14 protein-coding genes are annotated in these 16659 nt (G+C 62.9%); 10 read left to right on the forward strand and 4 right to left on the reverse strand.

What is annotated here, in order from left to right; all coding sequences use genetic code 11:
• The first annotated feature begins 13 nt into the window (after positions 1 to 13).
• Complete coding sequence (locus PQR08_RS12375; RefSeq protein ID WP_250483252.1) at positions 14 to 607, forward strand: Spy/CpxP family protein refolding chaperone; 594 nt, start codon at positions 14 to 16, stop codon at positions 605 to 607.
• Positions 608 to 677: 70 nt separating this feature from the next.
• Here PQR08_RS12375 and PQR08_RS12380 read toward each other — a convergent pair whose 3' ends face one another.
• Positions 678 to 1376, reverse strand: a complete 699-nt coding sequence (locus tag PQR08_RS12380; RefSeq protein ID WP_238288147.1) for a pirin family protein — start codon at positions 1374 to 1376, stop codon at positions 678 to 680.
• A gap of 455 nt (positions 1377 to 1831) precedes the next feature.
• Between PQR08_RS12380 and PQR08_RS12385 the strand changes: the two genes are divergently transcribed.
• The 5 genes from PQR08_RS12385 (at position 1832) to PQR08_RS12405 (ending at position 7309) form a co-directional block, all read left to right on the forward strand.
• Positions 1832 to 2518, forward strand: a complete 687-nt coding sequence (locus tag PQR08_RS12385) for an ABC transporter permease (RefSeq protein ID WP_187607187.1) — start codon at positions 1832 to 1834, stop codon at positions 2516 to 2518.
• Positions 2519 to 2545: 27 nt separating this feature from the next.
• The gene (locus PQR08_RS12390; RefSeq protein WP_187607188.1) at positions 2546 to 3259 is read left to right on the forward strand and encodes an ABC transporter permease; all 714 of its coding nucleotides are present in this window, start codon (positions 2546 to 2548) and stop codon (positions 3257 to 3259) included.
• Positions 3260 to 3286: 27 nt separating this feature from the next.
• Complete coding sequence (locus PQR08_RS12395; protein ID WP_187607189.1) at positions 3287 to 4066, forward strand: ABC transporter ATP-binding protein; 780 nt, start codon at positions 3287 to 3289, stop codon at positions 4064 to 4066.
• A 556-nt stretch (positions 4067 to 4622) separates the two neighbouring features.
• On the forward strand, positions 4623 to 5771 hold the full coding sequence (locus PQR08_RS12400) for a porin (protein ID WP_187607379.1): 1149 nt from the start codon (positions 4623 to 4625) through the stop codon (positions 5769 to 5771).
• A 410-nt stretch (positions 5772 to 6181) separates the two neighbouring features.
• Complete coding sequence (locus tag PQR08_RS12405) at positions 6182 to 7309, forward strand: porin (RefSeq protein WP_250483400.1); 1128 nt, start codon at positions 6182 to 6184, stop codon at positions 7307 to 7309.
• 95 nt (positions 7310 to 7404) lie between these two features.
• On the opposite strand, the gene PQR08_RS12410 is transcribed toward PQR08_RS12405, so the two are convergent.
• The 3 genes from PQR08_RS12410 to zwf all read right to left on the reverse strand — a co-directional run bounded on the left by PQR08_RS12410 (position 7405) and on the right by zwf (position 11596).
• On the reverse strand, positions 7405 to 9315 hold the full coding sequence (locus PQR08_RS12410) for a bifunctional transcriptional regulator/glucokinase (protein WP_035506193.1): 1911 nt from the start codon (positions 9313 to 9315) through the stop codon (positions 7405 to 7407).
• On the reverse strand, positions 9296 to 10006 hold the full coding sequence (pgl, locus tag PQR08_RS12415) for a 6-phosphogluconolactonase (RefSeq protein ID WP_187607190.1): 711 nt from the start codon (positions 10004 to 10006) through the stop codon (positions 9296 to 9298). The genes PQR08_RS12410 and pgl overlap by 20 nt, the downstream gene beginning before the upstream one ends.
• A 129-nt stretch (positions 10007 to 10135) precedes the next feature.
• Positions 10136 to 11596: a glucose-6-phosphate dehydrogenase gene (gene zwf / locus PQR08_RS12420; RefSeq protein ID WP_238210117.1), complete on the reverse strand. Its 1461-nt coding sequence runs from the start codon at positions 11594 to 11596 to the stop codon at positions 10136 to 10138.
• A 585-nt stretch (positions 11597 to 12181) separates the two neighbouring features.
• Between zwf and PQR08_RS12425 the strand changes: the two genes are divergently transcribed.
• The 4 genes from PQR08_RS12425 (at position 12182) to PQR08_RS12440 (ending at position 16555) form a co-directional block, all read left to right on the forward strand.
• Positions 12182 to 13435, forward strand: coding sequence for an ABC transporter substrate-binding protein (locus tag PQR08_RS12425; protein WP_187607192.1), 1254 nt, complete (start codon positions 12182 to 12184; stop codon positions 13433 to 13435).
• Positions 13436 to 13616: 181 nt separating this feature from the next.
• Positions 13617 to 14555 carry a carbohydrate ABC transporter permease gene (locus PQR08_RS12430; protein WP_035506189.1) on the forward strand — a complete coding sequence of 313 codons (939 nt, stop codon included), beginning with the start codon at positions 13617 to 13619 and terminating at the stop codon, positions 14553 to 14555.
• Complete coding sequence (locus PQR08_RS12435) at positions 14545 to 15402, forward strand: carbohydrate ABC transporter permease (protein ID WP_238288149.1); 858 nt, start codon at positions 14545 to 14547, stop codon at positions 15400 to 15402. The genes PQR08_RS12430 and PQR08_RS12435 overlap by 11 nt, the downstream gene beginning before the upstream one ends.
• A gap of 34 nt (positions 15403 to 15436) precedes the next feature.
• Positions 15437 to 16555 (forward strand): ABC transporter ATP-binding protein, encoded by a 1119-nt coding sequence (locus PQR08_RS12440; RefSeq protein WP_035506187.1) that lies wholly within the window; start codon positions 15437 to 15439, stop codon positions 16553 to 16555.
• The last annotated feature ends 104 nt before the right edge of the window (positions 16556 to 16659 follow it).

Genomic DNA, 16659 nt, shown 5'->3' on the forward strand with positions numbered 1-16659 from the left:
AGGGAGTATCAAGATGGCCAAGCAATATCGCATCCTCACCGCCGCCGCTGCCGCAATCGCGCTGACGTTCGGCACGGCCTACGCGGCCACCAGCGACGCGCCGACTGCGCCGCCCCCCGGCGGCCCGGCCATGATGGGCGGCCACGGCGGTCCCGGCGGCCACCGCATGGAAATGCGCATGCAGAAGCAACTGGACGAACTGCACGGCCAGCTCAAGCTGAACGCGGATCAGGAAAAGCTGTGGCAGACCGCGCTCACGACGATGAAGCAGAATCATCAGGCAATGCGCGAAAGCCACAAGCAGATGCGCGATCAGTTCAAGTCGATGGAAAGCCAGCCGATCCTCGACCTGAACGCGATGCACGCGGCGCACCAGAAGATCGAGGCGCAGAACGCGCAACTGCGCGAGCAGACCACGACCGCGTGGCTGAACTTCTACAACGCGCTGAACGACCAGCAGAAGACCACCGTCAGCACGGCGCTCAAGAAGCACTTCGCGAAGATGCACGAGCACGAGCACAAGATGCATGAGCGCTGGGGCAAGCGCGGCGGCCCGGACGGCACGCCGGGTGCGGCGGCAGGCGCATCGGCTACCGCGAAACCGTAAGCGGCGTGCGGCAAAACAAAAGCCGCGGAGCATGACGCTCCGCGGCTTTTTTGCATCGGCGAACCGGGACTTACGCGAGGTCGAACAACAGCACTTCGGCGTTATCGCCCTTTTCGAGCGTGACCTTCGACACATCCTCGAGCTTCGCGGCGTCGCCAGCGCCGAGCGTCTCGCCATTCAGCGTCACCGCGCCGCGCGCCACGTGCACATACACACGTCGGCCCGCAGGCACGTCGAAGTCCGCGCGTTCGTCGCCATTGAAGAAGCCCGCGAAGATCCGCGCGTCCGCGCCGATCCTGACCGAACCGTCCACACCTTCGGGCGATGCGATCACGCGCAGCCGGCCGCGCTTTTCATCGTCCGCGAAGCGCTTTTCCTCGTAGCCCGGCGCGCCGCCCGGCGCATCCGGAATGATCCAGATCTGCAGGAAATGCGCGGTGTCCGTCGGCGAGCCGTTGAACTCGCTATGACGCACGCCGGTGCCTGCGCTCATGCGCTGCACGTCGCCGGGACGGATCGTCGAGCCGTTGCCCATGCTGTCGCGGTGCGCGAGCGCGCCGTCGAGCACGTAGCTCACGATTTCCATATCGCGATGGCCATGCGCGCCGAACCCCTGGCCGCCCGCGACACGGTCTTCGTTGATCACGCGCAGCGCGCCGAAGTGCGTGTGCTCCGGATCGTAGTAATCGGCAAAGGAGAAGCTGTGATAAGAGTCGAGCCAGCCGTGGTTGGCGTGACCGCGTTCATTGCTGCGGCGAATCTCGAACATGATGTTTGCTCCCGCCCAAGGCGTTGTTTTGCGATGGAGAGAATGTAAGGGCGGCGGAGCTTCGAAACAACGCGCCCGCAGGCACTACATCGTTCCACCCATGCATGTAATCAGACTCGTCCGGCTTCGCCTCCGCGCCCGCGTCGGCTTCGGGTAAAATACCGCGCTTTTCGGGGCGGCGGCGGACGGTCACCGGCCGGGGCGCCGGAAATCCGGCAGCCGCGAGCCCGTCGCCGCGCAACAATTGCGCGTTGGCACGGTTCGCAATTACGGCACCCCGCAATTTTGACCACATAGAATACCGTCCGCTGGACGCAAAGCAGGAGCGCGCCGGAGAAGGACAGCCGAACGCGCGGGAAGTACGCCGCCGGTTGGGAAAAGAGATGAATACATTCGTATCGCGCGCCGCGCCCGTCGCACTCCGTGCACGTTAGGCACCTCACTAAGGAATCACCATGTTGCAAGGCTACGGTCCGCTGATCCTCGCGGGCACCTGGCAGACCGTCAAGCTGGCGGTGCTGTCGCTCGTGTTCGCCTTTGTGATCGGCCTGATCGGCGCGGCGGCGAAGCTGTCGAAAAACCGCGTGGCGTCGGGATTCGGCACCGTCTACACGACGCTCATCCGCGGCGTGCCCGATCTCGTGCTGATGCTGCTGCTGTTCTACAGCATCCAGATCTGGCTGAACCTGTTCACGGACGCGATGGGCTGGGATCAGATCGACATCGATCCGTTCCTCGCCGGCATCCTGGTCCTCGGCTTCATCTACGGCGCGTACTTCACCGAAACCTTCCGCGGCGCATTTCTCTCCGTGCCGCGCGGCCAGCTCGAAGCGGGCGCGGCTTACGGCATGACGCCGTGGCAGGCCTTCTCGCGCATCATGTTTCCGCAGATGATGCGTTTCGCGCTGCCGGGCATCGGCAATAACTGGCAGGTCATGGTCAAGGCGACGGCGCTCGTGTCGATCATCGGTCTCGCGGATGTCGTCAAGGCCTCGCAGGATGCCGGCAAGGGCACGCTGCGCTTCTTCTTCTTCACGCTACTCGCGGGCGCGGTGTACCTCGCGATCACCACGATCTCGAATCTCGTGCTGATCTGGCTGGAGCGGCGCTATTCCATCGGCGTGCGCAAGGCCGACCTCTAATCGGTCCATTCAAGGGCGGCAGGGATCATGATCCAAATCATCCAGGAATACTGGAAGAACTACCTCTTCACCGACGGCTACCGCATCACCGGTCTCGCGATCACGATGTGGCTGCTCGTCATCTCCATCGGCTTAGGCTTTTGTCTTTCTGTGCCGCTCGCGGTCGCGCGGGTGTCGAAGAACAAGCTGCTGTCGCGCTCGGTGTGGCTCTATACCTACGTCTTTCGCGGCACGCCGCTCTACGTTCAGCTGCTGCTCTGCTACACGGGTCTCTACAGTCTGCAGGTCGTGCGCGACCACATGCTGCTCGCCGAATTCTTCCGCAGCGGCATGAACTGCACGCTGCTCGCGTTCACGCTCAACACCTGCGCGTACACGACGGAGATTTTCGCGGGCGCGATCAAGGCGACGCCCTACGGCGAGATCGAAGCCGCGCGCGCCTACGGCATGTCGGGTTTCACGCTGTATCGACGGGTGATTCTGCCGTCCGCGTTGCGACGCGCGCTGCCGTATTACAGCAACGAAGTCATTCTGATGCTGCACGCGACCACCGTCGCATTCACGGCGACCGTGCCGGACATCCTCAAGATCGCGCGCGACGTCAATTCGGCGACGTATCAGTCGTTCGAGGCGTTCGGCATCGCCGCCCTGCTCTACCTCTGCATTTCGTTCGCGCTCGTGTGGCTGTTCCGCCGCGCCGAGTATCGCTGGCTCGCTTACCTGCGACCGCAAGGCAAATAAGACCATCGAGTCAGCCAAGGACCCTTCATGAATTCCCAGATGCACAAGCTTTTCGTCGACGATATTCACAAGCAGTACGGCAGCAACGAAGTCCTGAAGGGCGTTTCGCTCAAGGCGAAGGCCGGCGACGTGATCAGCATCATCGGCTCGTCGGGCTCGGGCAAGAGCACGATGCTGCGCTGTATCAATTTTCTGGAGCAGCCGAACCAGGGGCGCATCTTCGTCGACGGTACCGAAGTCCGCACGATGAAGGACAAGACCGGCGCGCTGAAGGCGGCGGACCAGAAACAATTGAGGCAAGTGCGCTCGAAGTTGTCGATGGTCTTCCAGCACTTCAACCTCTGGTCGCACATGAACGTGCTGGAGAACGTGACCGAAGCGCCCGTCAACGTGCTCGGGCTCTCGAAGAAGGAAGCCGAGGAGCGCGCGCGCACGTATCTGGAGAAGGTCGGGCTCGCGCCGCGCGTGGAGAAGCAGTATCCGTCGCATCTGTCGGGCGGACAGCAGCAGCGCGTTGCGATTGCGCGCGCGCTCGCGATGCATCCCGACGTCATGCTCTTCGACGAACCGACTTCCGCGCTCGACCCCGAACTCGTGGGCGAAGTGCTCAAGGTCATGCAGACGCTCGCCGAGGAAGGCCGCACGATGATCGTCGTGACGCACGAGATGGCGTTCGCGCGCAACGTGTCGAATCATGTCGTGTTTCTGCATCAGGGGCGCATCGAGGAGCAAGGCCATCCCGACGCGGTGTTCGGCAATACGAAGAGCGAGCGCCTGAAACAGTTCCTGTCGGGTAGCCTCAAGTAAGCACCCGGCACACGCCGGCTTCCGCAACCTTCCACTCCAGAAAAGGCGCCCAAGAGGCGCTTTTTTTGCGTCCGGGCGCAGTTGTATCGACCTCTTTCGCGCTCTTCTCCGACCTAGCGCCACGACGCCCGCGCGTCAATAGGCGACAAACCTGACTCTGAAACTTACATGCCGCTAAAGCCCTGATGGCATAAGGCTTTGCGGGGTGTTTCCCATCCTGTGGGTAGTGTGTCTACCACATGGGCATTGCATTTTTGACACAGACAGTCGCATAACGTCAAATTTCTTTGGCGCTTATACCGTATTTTGTTAAATTGGTAACCAAAGTACCAAAACGAAGTACCCAAAAAGTAGTTTTACTTCAAAAGTCCAAAAGAAACTGAGGAACGACACCGATCGACGGGTCGGCGTCAGGTTCGCGCCCACGACGCGCGAATCGCCTAGCACCACAGCCCGCGCGTGTCCTTCCTCTGAAAACAATTTTCGGTTGGGTGCGCTCGCATCGAACCACACAGCAGCACTTGGGTTCTATTTCTTGACAGGGTTGGAGGAGATGATGAAGAAAGCTTTGCTCGCGTCGGCAGCACTGCTGACGTTCAGCGCGGTCGCGCACGCTCAGAGCAGCGTGACGCTGTATGGCCGCCTGGACGCGGGGCTCGAATATATGAACGGTGTGCCGACCGGTCCGGCCGGCGCGCCTGCCACTGGCTCGTCGCACCGCTTCAAGGCGGAAAGCGGCGACTGGGGCACGAGCTTGTGGGGTTTGAAGGGCGTCGAAGATCTGGGCGGCGGCTACCGCGCCGTGTTCCAGTTGGAAGGCAGCTTCAACACCATGACGGGTCAAGGCCCGGGCGGCGGCGGTCTCTTCAATCGCTGGGCGACGGTCGGTATCGCGAACAACCAGTTCGGTACCCTGTTGCTGGGTCGTGAGCTCTTCATCGCGAACGGCGTGTGGGACTTCGATCCGTTCGGCCAGTCGAACTGGTCGTCGGCATCGCTGGTGCGTGGCCGCAACTGGCCGCAATCGAGCAACAACATTTCGTACCAGTCGCCGAAGTTCGCGGGCCTCGACTTCTACGGTCAGTACTCGCTCTCCAACGCAACGAACTGGAACGGTAACGGCACGACGCCGCAAGGCCGTGAAGCGGGCGCGTATGTCACCTACACGACGCCGCTCTTCCAGATCCGCGGTATGTACGACGAAATCCGCAACCCGGCGAACGGTACGCTGGGCGGCGTGTACAACCCGATCGACGGCGGCTCGGGCGGCAACGGCGCGTACGCGTATTCGCGTGAGTACACGGCGATGTTCAACGTGTTCCTCGGCCAGTTCAAGGTTCAGGGCGCTTACCAGGCAATCCGCAGCTCGGGCATGACGGGTCAGTTGCCCGGCCAGCCGACCGCGCTCGATCACGAATGGGGCGGCGTGACGTGGCAAGCGACGCCGGCGGCAGCGCTGATCGCCGCGGTCTACCACGTGAACGGCAACAACGGTGCGGGCAACGCGACCATCTACACGGTCGGCGGTTCGTACAACCTGTCCAAGCGCACCCTGCTCGATCTGCAGGTCGCGACGGTGCAGAACAGCAAGACCGCGAACTATGGCCTGAACGCCAACAACTACGGTTCGGCTGCTTCGACGGACAACCCGTTCCCCGGCCACAGCCAGACGGGCGTGTACGCAGGTATCCAGCACTCGTTCTAATCGGCGAGTCTGACCAAAGAGTCTTTTTTAGAAGGTTTTCACGCTGCTGCGAGAGGCGCGTATCGGTGCGGTGCCCGAAAGGGTATCGCACCGTTTTTTATTTGGGCGCGCGGTTGGCCGGGTGCGCCATGCTTAGCATGACGAACATCTATCCGGAAGCTCTTTTGGCCCCTGCACGACATTTGTCAAATCGACAACCTTAACTACAGAACCGCGCCTCATAAAACGTAGTTCTGCTTCAAAATCCCCCAAAAAACGAGGAATGCCCCCGATCATCGCGTCGTCGCGATGCTTCGTCGTGCGCACGTTCGCGTGTGTCTTTCCTCGATAACCATGTTCGGTTCGATGCACCCGCATCGGGCCAGACAGCAGCCATCGGTTCAATTTTTGACAGGGATTTGGAGGAGATGATGAAGAAGGTTTTGCTCGCTGCAGCGGCACTTTTGGCGTTCAACGCAGCGTCGCACGCTCAGAGCGGCGTGACGCTATATGGCCGCCTGGACGCGGGACTGGAGTATATGAACGGCGTGCCGACAGGCGCCGGTCCGAACGGCTCGGCCACCGGTACTTCGCATCGCTTCAGGGCGGAAAGCGGCGACTGGGGCACGAGCTTGTGGGGCATGAAGGGAAGCGAGGATCTGGGCGGCGGCAACCGCGCCGTGTTCCAGCTGGAGAACGGCTTCAACGCGATGAACGGCCAGTTGCAAGGCAACCTGTTCAATCGCTGGGCGACGGTCGGTATCGCGAACAACCAGTTCGGCACCGTGTTGCTGGGCCGGGAGCTCTTCATCGCGAACGGCGTGTGGGACTTCGATCCGTTTGGCCAGTCGAACTGGTCGTCGGCGTCGCTGGTGCGTGGCCGCAACTGGCCGCAATCGAGCAACAACATTTCGTACCAGTCGCCGAAGTTCGCGGGCTTCGACTTCTACGGCCAGTACGCGCTCTCCAACGCGACCAACTGGAACGGCAACGGCACCACCGCGCAAGGCCGTCAGGCGGGCGCGCAGATCACGTACACGGCGCCGCTCTTCCAGGTGCGCGGCATCTACGACGAAATCCGCAATCCGGCGAACGGAACGCTCGGCGGCGACTACGCCACGAGCAATGGCGCTTACGCGTTTTCGCGCGAGTACACCGCGATGCTCAACGTGTTCCTCGGTCAGTTCAAGCTGCAAGGCGGCTATCAGGCGATCCGCACGTCGGGCATGACGGCTCAGTTGCCCGGCCAGCCGACCACGCTCGATCACGAATGGGGCGGCGTGACGTGGCAGATGACGCCGGCCGCGGCGCTGATCGGCGCGGTCTATCACGTCAACGGCAACAACGGCGCGGGCAACGCGACCATCTACACCGTCGGCGGCTCGTACAACCTGTCAAAGCGCACCCTGCTCGATCTGCAGGTCGCGACGGCGCGCAATAGCAAGACAGCGAACTACGGCCTGAACGCCAATGGTTTCGGCTCCTCGGTCGCGACGGATAACCCGCTCGCCGGCCACAGCCAGAGCGGCGTCTACGCAGGCATCCAGCATTCGTTCTGATCGACGGATCTGAACGAACCCTCGCCGCCGGGCCGCAATTAAAAAGGCCGCCGATGTTTGCATCGGCGGCCTTTTGCGTTGACGCGATGAAACGGCTAGTCCCGCGCCATCCCCGACGCGCCGTGGCTCAGCCAGTCGAGCACGGCGGCGGCGTCATCGTCGCCCGACTGACGCGCCTTCGCGACCGTCTCGCTGATCTTCGCGCCCGGCTTCGGCGCGGCACGGCGAATCGCCACGCCGACCGCGAGAATGTCGATGATCACGAGGTGCAGGATGCGCGAGATCATCGAAAGCTGCGACTCGCGGATTTCGATGTGATCCGTCTCCAGCGCCACCGTCGCGCGCTTGGCGAGCGGCGTGTTGCTCGACGTGATCGCGATGACCGTCGCGCCCTGTTGCATCGCCACTTCGAGCACGCGCAGCAGTTCCGGCGCCCTGCCCGACTTCGACACGGCCACGATCACATCGCCCTTGCCGAGCAGCGCGGCCGACGCCGCCTGCATGTACAGATCGCCGTAGGCAATGGTCGGAATGCCGAAGCGGAAGAACTTGTAGTGCGCGTCCTGCGCGACGATGTTCGAATTCCCGAGCCCGTAGAACTCGATGCGCCGCGCGCCGTTGAGGATATCGATCGCGCGCTCGACGTTCTCGAAGTTCAGATGCTCGCGCAACTGAAGAATCGCGGAGACCGTGTTGTCCAGCACCTTCGCGCCGAAATCGGTGGCCGTGTCGCCGAGATGCACCTGGCTGTGGCTCACCGGAATCGTGCCCGTCAGGCCGGTCGCGAGCTTCAGCTTGAAGTCGGACAGACCCTGGCATCCGAGCGAGCGGCAAAAGCGGATCACGGTCGGCTGGCTCACGTCGGCCTTGCGCGCGATGTCGATGATCGGATCGTTGATGATCGAGCGCGGATGATTGAGCGCGAGATCGGCGACGCGCCTCTCGGCGGGCGTCAGCGCATCGCGCATCTGGCGAATCCGCTCGAACACCGCCGACGAACCGCTGTTCGCGCGATTCGACAACTGCTCGGAGAGAATCGCGGAGACGCCGAGAAACGCCGGATATTCCGCTGTGATGATGTACGTGGGAATGCCCGACAGATATTGCTGAAAGCGCCCTTTCGCCTCGAAACGCTCGCGAAACGGCGACTTGTGGAACAGCTCGCCCAGCTTCAGCACGATGCCGCCGCCGATATAGATGCCGCCCAGCGCGCCCAGCGTCACCGCGATGTTGCCCGCGAACGTGCCGAGGATCGCGCAGAAGCAATTCACGACTTCGAGCGCGAGCGCTTCGCCTTGCAGCGCGCGGTTCGTGACGTCGGCGGCGTTGAAATCGTCGGCGACCGTCACGTTGTCGCGCTCGGCCAGCGCCCGATAGATCAGCTCGAGCCCCTGCCCCGCGCACACGCGCTCGAACGACACGTGCGGAAACTTGCGGCGCGCATAGCGCGTCACGAGGTCTTCGCGCTCGTCGAAGGGCGAGAACGTGGCGTGGCCGCCTTCGCTGCCGAGCGCGATCCAGCGGTCATCCGCCGGAATCAGACCCGACACGCCCAGGCCCGTGCCCGGTCCGAGCAGGCCGATCACGCTGTTCTGCCGGCGCGAGCCGCCGCCCACCTGCTCGCGCTGCGTGTCGGTCAGGCCGGGCAGCGCCATCGCGAGCGCGGTGAAGTCGTTCACGACGAGCAATGTGTCGAAGCCGAGCGCGCGGCGCGTCGCCTCGATCGAGAAGCTCCAGTCGTGATTGGTCATCTTCACGTGATCGCCGTCGACCGGATTGGCGATCGCGATCGCCGCATGATTGACGCGTCCGACCTTCGTGTCCTTCAGATACTGCTGCATCACCTCCGCGATGCCGGGGTAATCGGCCCCCGGATATACGCGGATCTGCCCGATTTCGCCAGGCGCGGTCTCCAGCGCGAAGCGCGCGTTCGTGCCGCCGATGTCGGCGAGAAGCCGCGGTCCGTCGGCGTGCTGAGCCGCTGCCTTATGCACACCAGTAGACATCGAGCTTCACTCCTTCAGCGTGGGCCAGCGTCGAGATGGCGTTCTTTTGCGGGGCGGCGAGCGCCGCGTTGAGTACGTCGAGTTTCTTCTGGCCGGCGATGAAGAGATACAACTGTCCGATCTGCTTTAACGCCGACATCGACAGGCTCACGCGCGCGTGCGGCGCCGCGCCCGGATGCACGGCGATGAAGCGCTCGGGCGTCGAGATCGCGACATCCCATTCGGGCGCATCGGCGAAGATCGAGGCGGTATGGCCGTCTTCGCCCATGCCGAGCACGGCGACATCCGGCAGGCGGCGGCGCGGATCGGCGTTCAGTTCGGCGATGTGCGTTTCCAGCGGCTTGCCGGTATCGACGAGCGGCAGGAAGTACGCCGATGCGCCCGCGTTCTGCAGGAGCGTGTCGCGCACGAGCTGTGCGTTGCTCGCGGAATCGGTCTCGGGCACCCAGCGGTCATCGACGAGCGTCACGTCGATGTGCGCCCAGTCGAGCGGCTCGCGCGAGAGCGTCTGCAAGAACGGCTTCGGGCTCGTGCCGCCCGATACCGCGAGCGTGGCGTGAGCGGTTTGTCCCGTGGCGCCGGCCGATGCCGCGCCTCGCGCCGCGAGGGACGCCTTGAGCGCGTCGCTCACGGCTTTCGCCAGCGCGTCCGAGTGGGCGCGCGGATCGTCGAAAGTGCGAAGCTCGATCATTGCTCCTCCTGCTTGTTCTGGTTTATCGATCCGCTTGCTGCCCGCGCCGTCGCAACGACGGGCGAAGCGGTCTCTTGTATTCCCCATGCTCGCCGCGCACCTCTTCGGGGCCGCGTCGGCGTCACGCCATCAGTTTTCTTCTTCGAGCCAGCAGGTGCCCGCCTGAGCGAGCATCGCGCTCGACGCCGCCGGCCCCCACGTGCCCGCCGCGTAAGGCTTCGGCTTGTTGGTGCCCGATGCCCACGCGTTCAGGATCGGCTCGACCCAGCGCCACGCCGCTTCCTGCTCGTCGCGCCGCACGAAGAGCGCGAGGCGGCCGTGAATCACGTCCAGCAGCAGGCGCTGATACGCCTCCATCTGTCCTTCCTTGAAGAACTGATCGAACGCGAGATCCAGATGCACGCTCGCGAGATTCATGCCTTCGCCGGGCTGCTTCGCGAGGCAATACAGCCGGATGGACTCATTGGGCTGCAACCGGATCACGAGACGGTTCGAGCCCGCGCGCAATGCGTTCGCGCCGAGCGCCGAATGCGGCACCGCGCGGAAGTTCACGACGATCTCCGCGACACGGTCCGCAAGCCGCTTGCCCGTGCGCAGGAAGAACGGCACGCCCGCCCAGCGCCAGTTCTCGATCTCCACTTTCAGCGCGACGAAGGTTTCCGTCGTGCTGTCGGGACGCACGCCCGGTTCGGTCGCGTACGCCGGCACCGCCGTGCCCCGGACGACACCCGCATGATATTGCCCGCGCACCGCGACGCGGCTGATGTCGCGCTCGTCGATGGGCTTGAGCGCCCGCAGCACGCGCAATTTCTCGTCGCGCACGGAGTCGGAATCCATCGAGTGCGGCGGCTCCATCGTCACGATGGAGAGCAGTTGCAGCAAATGGTTCTGCACCATGTCGCGCAGCGCGCCCGTATTGTCGTAGAAGTCGCCGCGCGCTTCCACGCCCAGCTCTTCCGCGATCGTGATCTGGATGCTCTCGACCCATTCGCGGCGCCACAGCGGCTCGAACAGCGCGTTGCCGAAGCGCAGCGCGAGCAGGTTCTGCACCGGCTCCTTGCCGAGATAGTGATCGATCCGGTAGATCTGCTCTTCCTGGAAGATTTCGCCGACGGCGTCGTTGATCGCGTTCGACGATTTCAGATCGTAGCCGAGCGGCTTTTCGAGCACGATGCGCGAGTTCTGGTTCAGCCCGACAGCGGCGAGCGCGCGGCAGATCGGCACGAAAAGCTTCGGGCCGGTCGCGAGATAGAAGACGCGCGTGCCGTCGAACTGTGCGAGCACGTCGCGCAGCAGGACGAAATCTTCCGCGCGTCCGAGGTCGAGCCCGACGTACTCGAAGCGATCGACGAAGCTGCGCCATACGGCGTCGTCGAGACCATCCTTCGATACGTGCGGCTTCACGTGACTCTCGACCCACGCGCGATATTCGGCTTGCTCCATCGCTTCGCGCGCGACCGAAACGATCCTGCCCGCCGGATTGAGCATGCCCGCGCGATGGGCCTCGAAGAGCGCGGGAAGAATCTTGCGCATGGAGAGATCGCCGGTGCCGCCGAAGAGTACGAAGGTGAAGTTCGAGTCGCTTTGCATGAGTCTGAACGAGGGTTCCAGAACTGGATGTGAGTCGAATCGGGGCGTGCCGCCCAATGAGACCACGAATGACGCCGTAGTCCGATAAAATTTTTTTTGACACTGAATTGTAGTTTAACTACAATCCAAATCAAGAGGAAATGTCATCGACGGAAAATAAGACATGTCAATCAGTCAAATCTGGTGACGGCTTTTTTCCGGTCAGACGTTCTGTGCGCATGTTAACGGAGCCCGCGGCTCGCCGCTTTTCACAGAGAAGCGTCCCTTGCGGCTCCCGTGCGCCCGGCCTCGCGCCTCGCCGTCGAGCGCGCCTTTCGGGGCAAGTTCGAACGGCCCGGCAAAAATCAAAAGAGGAGACAGCCGTTGCGATTGAACCCACTCATCTCTTGAGAGCCGTGCGGCCGTAAATCGGTCTGCCGGCCCGGCACGCTGCGTTCGTGGTGACCCGCGCTGCCGCTTCCCCGCCGACATCGCCGATTTCCGGCCATCCAGTTTTGCCGTTTTTTTGACAACGCTTCTTACCCATGCTTCTGGCGGCATCGGGAGCCAATCGTTTCTTGTTCTGGTGTCTGGAGGAGATAAACAATGAAAGTCCGTAAGCTCATGGGCGCGCTGTGCGCCGCAGGTCTTCTGTGCGGCGCAACGGCGTCGGCGGTTCAGGCTGCCGAGGCTGTTTCCGTGCTGCACTGGTGGACGTCCGGCGGCGAATCCAAGGCTGTCGGCGTGCTGAAGGACGACATGACGAAGCAGGGTTACACCTGGAAGGACTTCGCTGTCGCGGGCGGCGCGGGCGCGGCCGCGATGACCGCACTGAAGACGCAGGTGATCTCGGGCAACGCGCCGTCGGCGGCGCAGATCAAGGGTCCGCTGATCCAGGAATGGGCCGAGCAGGGCGTGCTCGTGCCGATCGATTCCGTCGCGGGCGACTGGAAGAAGAACCTGCCGCCTGAGATCGACAAGATCATCCACGCGGACGGCCACTACGTCGCGGCGCCCTTCTCCGTGCACCGCGTGAACTGGCTGTACATCAACAAGGCCGCGCTGGACAAGGCCGGCGGCAAGGTGCCGACCAACTGGAACGAGTTCTTCCAGGTCGCCGACAAGATGAAGGCCGCGGGCATCATGCCGATCGCGATGGGCGGCCAGCCGTGGCAGGACCTGACGCTGTGGGAAGACGTCGTGCTTTCGCAGGGCGCGGACTTCTACAAGAAGGCGATCGTCGATCTCGACCAGAAAACGCTGACCTCGGACAAGATGGTTCAGGTGTTCGACACGGTCCGCAAGATTCAGGGCTACTTCGACAGCGGCCGCACGGGCCGTGACTGGAACCTCGCGACGGCCATGGTCATCAACGGCAAGGCCGGCATGCAGTTCATGGGCGACTGGGCGAAGGGCGAATTCGCCGGCGCGAACAAGAAGGCGGGCACGGACTACATCTGCGCGCCGGTGCCGGGCACGGAAAAGGCCTACACGTTCAACGTCGACTCGTTCGTGTTCTTCCAGCAGAAGGGCCAGAAGGCCGCGACGCCGGGTCAGCTCGCGCTCGCGAAGACCATCATGACGCCGGAGTTCCAGGAGCAGTTCAGCCTGAACAAGGGATCGATCCCGGTCCGTCTCGGCGTGCCGATGGACAAGTTCGACGACTGCGCGAAGAAGTCCTACTCTGATGAACAGACGGCGATCAAATCGGGCGGCTATGTTCCGTCGCTCGCGCACGGCATGGCTCAGGGCGATGCAGTCGCCGGCGCCATGACCGACGTCGTGACGAAGTTCATGAATTCGTCGCAGGATTCGAAGAGCGCGGTTGCCGCACTCGCGAACGCCGCCAAGACGAAGTAAGGCAGTTTCCGCCCGGCGCGTGTGCCCATGCATGCGCCGGGCGGCGCAAGACGCAGCAGGACTGCATCTGTAACGTCGCATCTTTCAGCGCCAGCAGGCATTCGCCACAGAAGCGCCTTTCAGTGCACCTAAACGCACCTCAACGCACCCAAGCGCCGGCGCATCTTCCAGGAGTCGAGTCGTGACTGCCTCCATCACCGCGGACAAGAAGCCGCAAAATCCGCCCCGTCGCGTCTCACCGACGGCGGCGCTCGCCGATCGCCTGATTCCGAAGCTGGTGCTCGCTCCCAGCGTCGTGATCGCGCTCGTTTTCGTCTACGGCTTCATCGCCATCACCGGGTATCTGTCACTCTCCGAATCGCGGCTCATGCCGCGCTACGATTTCGCGGGCTTGGACCGCTATCGACAGCTCTTCGCCAACGACGTCTGGTGGACTTCCGCCGCCAATCTCGGCTGGTTCGGCATTCCTTTCATTGCGATTTGCGTGTTCCTCGGCCTTTTCCTTGCGATCCTTCTCGACCAGAAGATCCGCAACGAAGGCGCATTGCGCGCGATCTTCCTCTACCCGATGGCGCTCTCGTTCATCGTGACGGGCACCGCCTGGCAGTGGATCCTGAACCCGGGCCTCGGTCTGGAGAAAGTGTTCCACGACTGGGGCTGGACGAGCTTCTCGTTCAACTGGCTGGGCGACCCGGACAAGGCGATTTTCTGCGTCGTGATCGCGGCCGTGTGGCAATCGACAGGCTTCGTGATGGCGCTCTTCCTCGCCGGCCTGCGCGGCGTCGATAGTGAAATCTTCAAGGCGGCGCAGATGGACGGCGCGGGTTTGCCGACCATCTATCGCAAGATCGTGATTCCGAGCATGCGGCCGGTGTTCTTCTCCGTGCTGCTGATTCTCTGCCACATCACGATCAAGACCTTCGACCTCGTCGTCGCGTTGACGGCGGGCGGGCCGGGCACGTCGTCGTCGCTGCCGGCGATCTTCATGTACACGTTCTCGTTCAACCGTGGTCAGCTCGGAGTGGGCGCCGCGTCGTCGATGATGATGCTCGCCACGGTCGTCGCGGTGCTCGTGCCGCTCATGTATCTCGAATCGAGGAGCACTCGCAATGCAGCCTAAGATGACCCTGAGCCGCGCCGTCATCTACGCGGTGCTCATACTTTTCGCGCTCTACTTCCTGTTCCCGATCTACGTGATGCTGTCGACGTCCTTCAAGGATCTCGACCAGCTTCGCACGGGCAACCTGCTCACGCCGCCCACGCACTTCACCTTCGATCCGTGGGTCAAGGCGTGGTCGGGCGCGTGTACCGGCGTGCGTTGCGACGGCATGGAGCCGTTCTTCATGAACTCCGTGCGCATGGTGATTCCGGCCGTGCTGATCTCGTCGTTCATCGGCGCGTTCAATGGCTATGTGCTCACGCACTGGCGCTTTCGCGGCGCGGACGGCCTTTTCACGATGCTGCTCGTCGGCTGCTTCATCCCCTTCCAGGCAATTCTTCTGCCGATGGCGCGCCTGCAGGGTTTTCTCGGCCTGTCGAACACGACGACCGGCCTCGTGCTGGTTCACGTGATCTACGGCATCGCGTTCACGACGATGTTCTTCCGCAACTTCTACGTGAGCATTCCGGCCGAGCTCGTGAAGGCGGCGCGCATCGACGGCGCGGGCTTCTTCACGATCTTCACGAAGATCCTGCTGCCGGTGTCGCTGCCGATCTTCATGGTCTGCCTGATCTGGCAGTTCACGCAGATCTGGAACGACTTCCTGTTCGGTATCGTGTTTTCGGGTGTGGATTCCATGCCGATCACGGTCGCGCTGAACAACCTCGTGAACACGTCGACGGGCGTGAAGGAATACAACGTCGACATGGCGGGCGCGATCATCGCCGCATTGCCGACGATTCTCGTCTACATGATCGCGGGACGTTATTTCGTGCGCGGGCTGACGGCCGGCGCGGTGAAGGGTTAATCGACTTCGTTCGATAGAGATATAGAGGATTCACATGGCAAGCCTTTCCATCCGTGACGTGTACAAGACCTACCCGAACGGGGTGCCGGTTCTCAAGGGCGTCAACATCGACATCGAGGACGGTCAGTTCCTGATCCTCGTCGGCGGCTCGGGCTGCGGCAAATCGACCTTGCTCAACATGATCGCGGGTCTCGAGACCGTGACGCGCGGCGACATCATGATCGACGGCAAGACGGTCAACAATCTCTCGCCGAAGGATCGCGACATCGCGATGGTGTTCCAGTCCTACGCGCTCTACCCTTCGATGAGCGTGCGCGACAACATCTCGTTCGGCCTGAACATCCGCAAGGTGCCGAAGGACGAGCAGAAGAAGATCGTCGATCGCGTCTCGGAGACGCTGCAGATCGGTCATCTGCTCGATCGCAAGCCGGGGCAGTTGTCGGGCGGTCAGCGCCAGCGCGTTGCAATGGGCCGTGCGCTCGCGCGCGACCCCGTGATGTTCCTGTTCGACGAGCCGCTTTCGAACCTCGATGCGAAGCTGCGTATCGAGATGCGCTCCGAGATCAAGCTGCTGCATCAGCGCCTGGGCACGACGATCGTCTACGTGACGCACGACCAGATCGAAGCGATGACGCTCGGCGACCGCATCGCCGTGATGAAAGACGGCATCGTGCAGCAGTTCGGCGCGCCGCAGGAAATCTACGACTCGCCTTCCAACCTGTTCGTCGCGGGCTTCATCGGCGCGCCGCCGATGAATTTCATCGCTGGCAAGCTCGTCGAATCGGGCTCGGGTGTTGGTTTGCAGCTCGATACGGGCGTCGCGCAGAAGGTGTTGAATCTGCCGTTCGACGCGGGCCGCCTGCGTGGCAAGGTCGGTCAGGACGTGATCCTCGGTCTGCGCCCCGAGCGCATCACCGATTCGCGCAGCGCGCACGATGTGTCGGATGCGAGCCTGCAACCGGTCGACGTGCGCGTCGATGTGATCGAGCCGACCGGGCCGGACACGCTCGTGTTTGCGCAGGTGAACGGGAAGCGCATCGTGTCGCGTGTGCACCCGGCGTCGAATCCGCAGCCGACGTCGAACATGACGCTGCTGTTCGATGTGTCGAAGGCCGTGTTGTTCGATCCGCAGACGGAAGAGCGGCTGGCTTGAGGTTGCTGTTCGATTGACGAGACGCCACGGTTCGCCGTGGCGTTTTTTTTGTGGAATTGGATTGATCTGGATCGGCTGGGTTTTCGCCGGATCCCGTTTGCGCG

Origin of the sequence: Caballeronia jiangsuensis, from assembly GCF_046030135.1 — a bacterium.
Lineage (GTDB): Bacteria > Pseudomonadota > Gammaproteobacteria > Burkholderiales > Burkholderiaceae > Caballeronia > Caballeronia jiangsuensis.

Bases quoted from the DNA above. Each gene is read 5' to 3' on its own strand.
- zwf (WP_238210117.1), bottom strand. From the start codon at position 11,596: ATGCAAAGCGACTCGAACTTCACCTTCGTACTCTTCGGCGGCACCGGC.
- PQR08_RS12390 (WP_187607188.1), top strand. From the start codon at position 2,546: ATGATCCAAATCATCCAGGAATACTGGAAGAACTACCTCTTCACCGAC.
- pgl (WP_187607190.1), bottom strand. From the start codon at position 10,006: ATGATCGAGCTTCGCACTTTCGACGATCCGCGCGCCCACTCGGACGCG.
- PQR08_RS12395 (WP_187607189.1), top strand. From the start codon at position 3,287: ATGAATTCCCAGATGCACAAGCTTTTCGTCGACGATATTCACAAGCAG.
- PQR08_RS12440 (WP_035506187.1), top strand. From the start codon at position 15,437: ATGGCAAGCCTTTCCATCCGTGACGTGTACAAGACCTACCCGAACGGG.
- PQR08_RS12410 (WP_035506193.1), bottom strand. From the start codon at position 9,315: ATGTCTACTGGTGTGCATAAGGCAGCGGCTCAGCACGCCGACGGACCG.
- PQR08_RS12435 (WP_238288149.1), top strand. From the start codon at position 14,545: ATGCAGCCTAAGATGACCCTGAGCCGCGCCGTCATCTACGCGGTGCTC.
- PQR08_RS12425 (WP_187607192.1), top strand. From the start codon at position 12,182: ATGAAAGTCCGTAAGCTCATGGGCGCGCTGTGCGCCGCAGGTCTTCTG.
- PQR08_RS12405 (WP_250483400.1), top strand. From the start codon at position 6,182: ATGAAGAAGGTTTTGCTCGCTGCAGCGGCACTTTTGGCGTTCAACGCA.
- PQR08_RS12380 (WP_238288147.1), bottom strand. From the start codon at position 1,376: ATGTTCGAGATTCGCCGCAGCAATGAACGCGGTCACGCCAACCACGGC.
- PQR08_RS12400 (WP_187607379.1), top strand. From the start codon at position 4,623: ATGAAGAAAGCTTTGCTCGCGTCGGCAGCACTGCTGACGTTCAGCGCG.
- PQR08_RS12375 (WP_250483252.1), top strand. From the start codon at position 14: ATGGCCAAGCAATATCGCATCCTCACCGCCGCCGCTGCCGCAATCGCG.
- PQR08_RS12385 (WP_187607187.1), top strand. From the start codon at position 1,832: ATGTTGCAAGGCTACGGTCCGCTGATCCTCGCGGGCACCTGGCAGACC.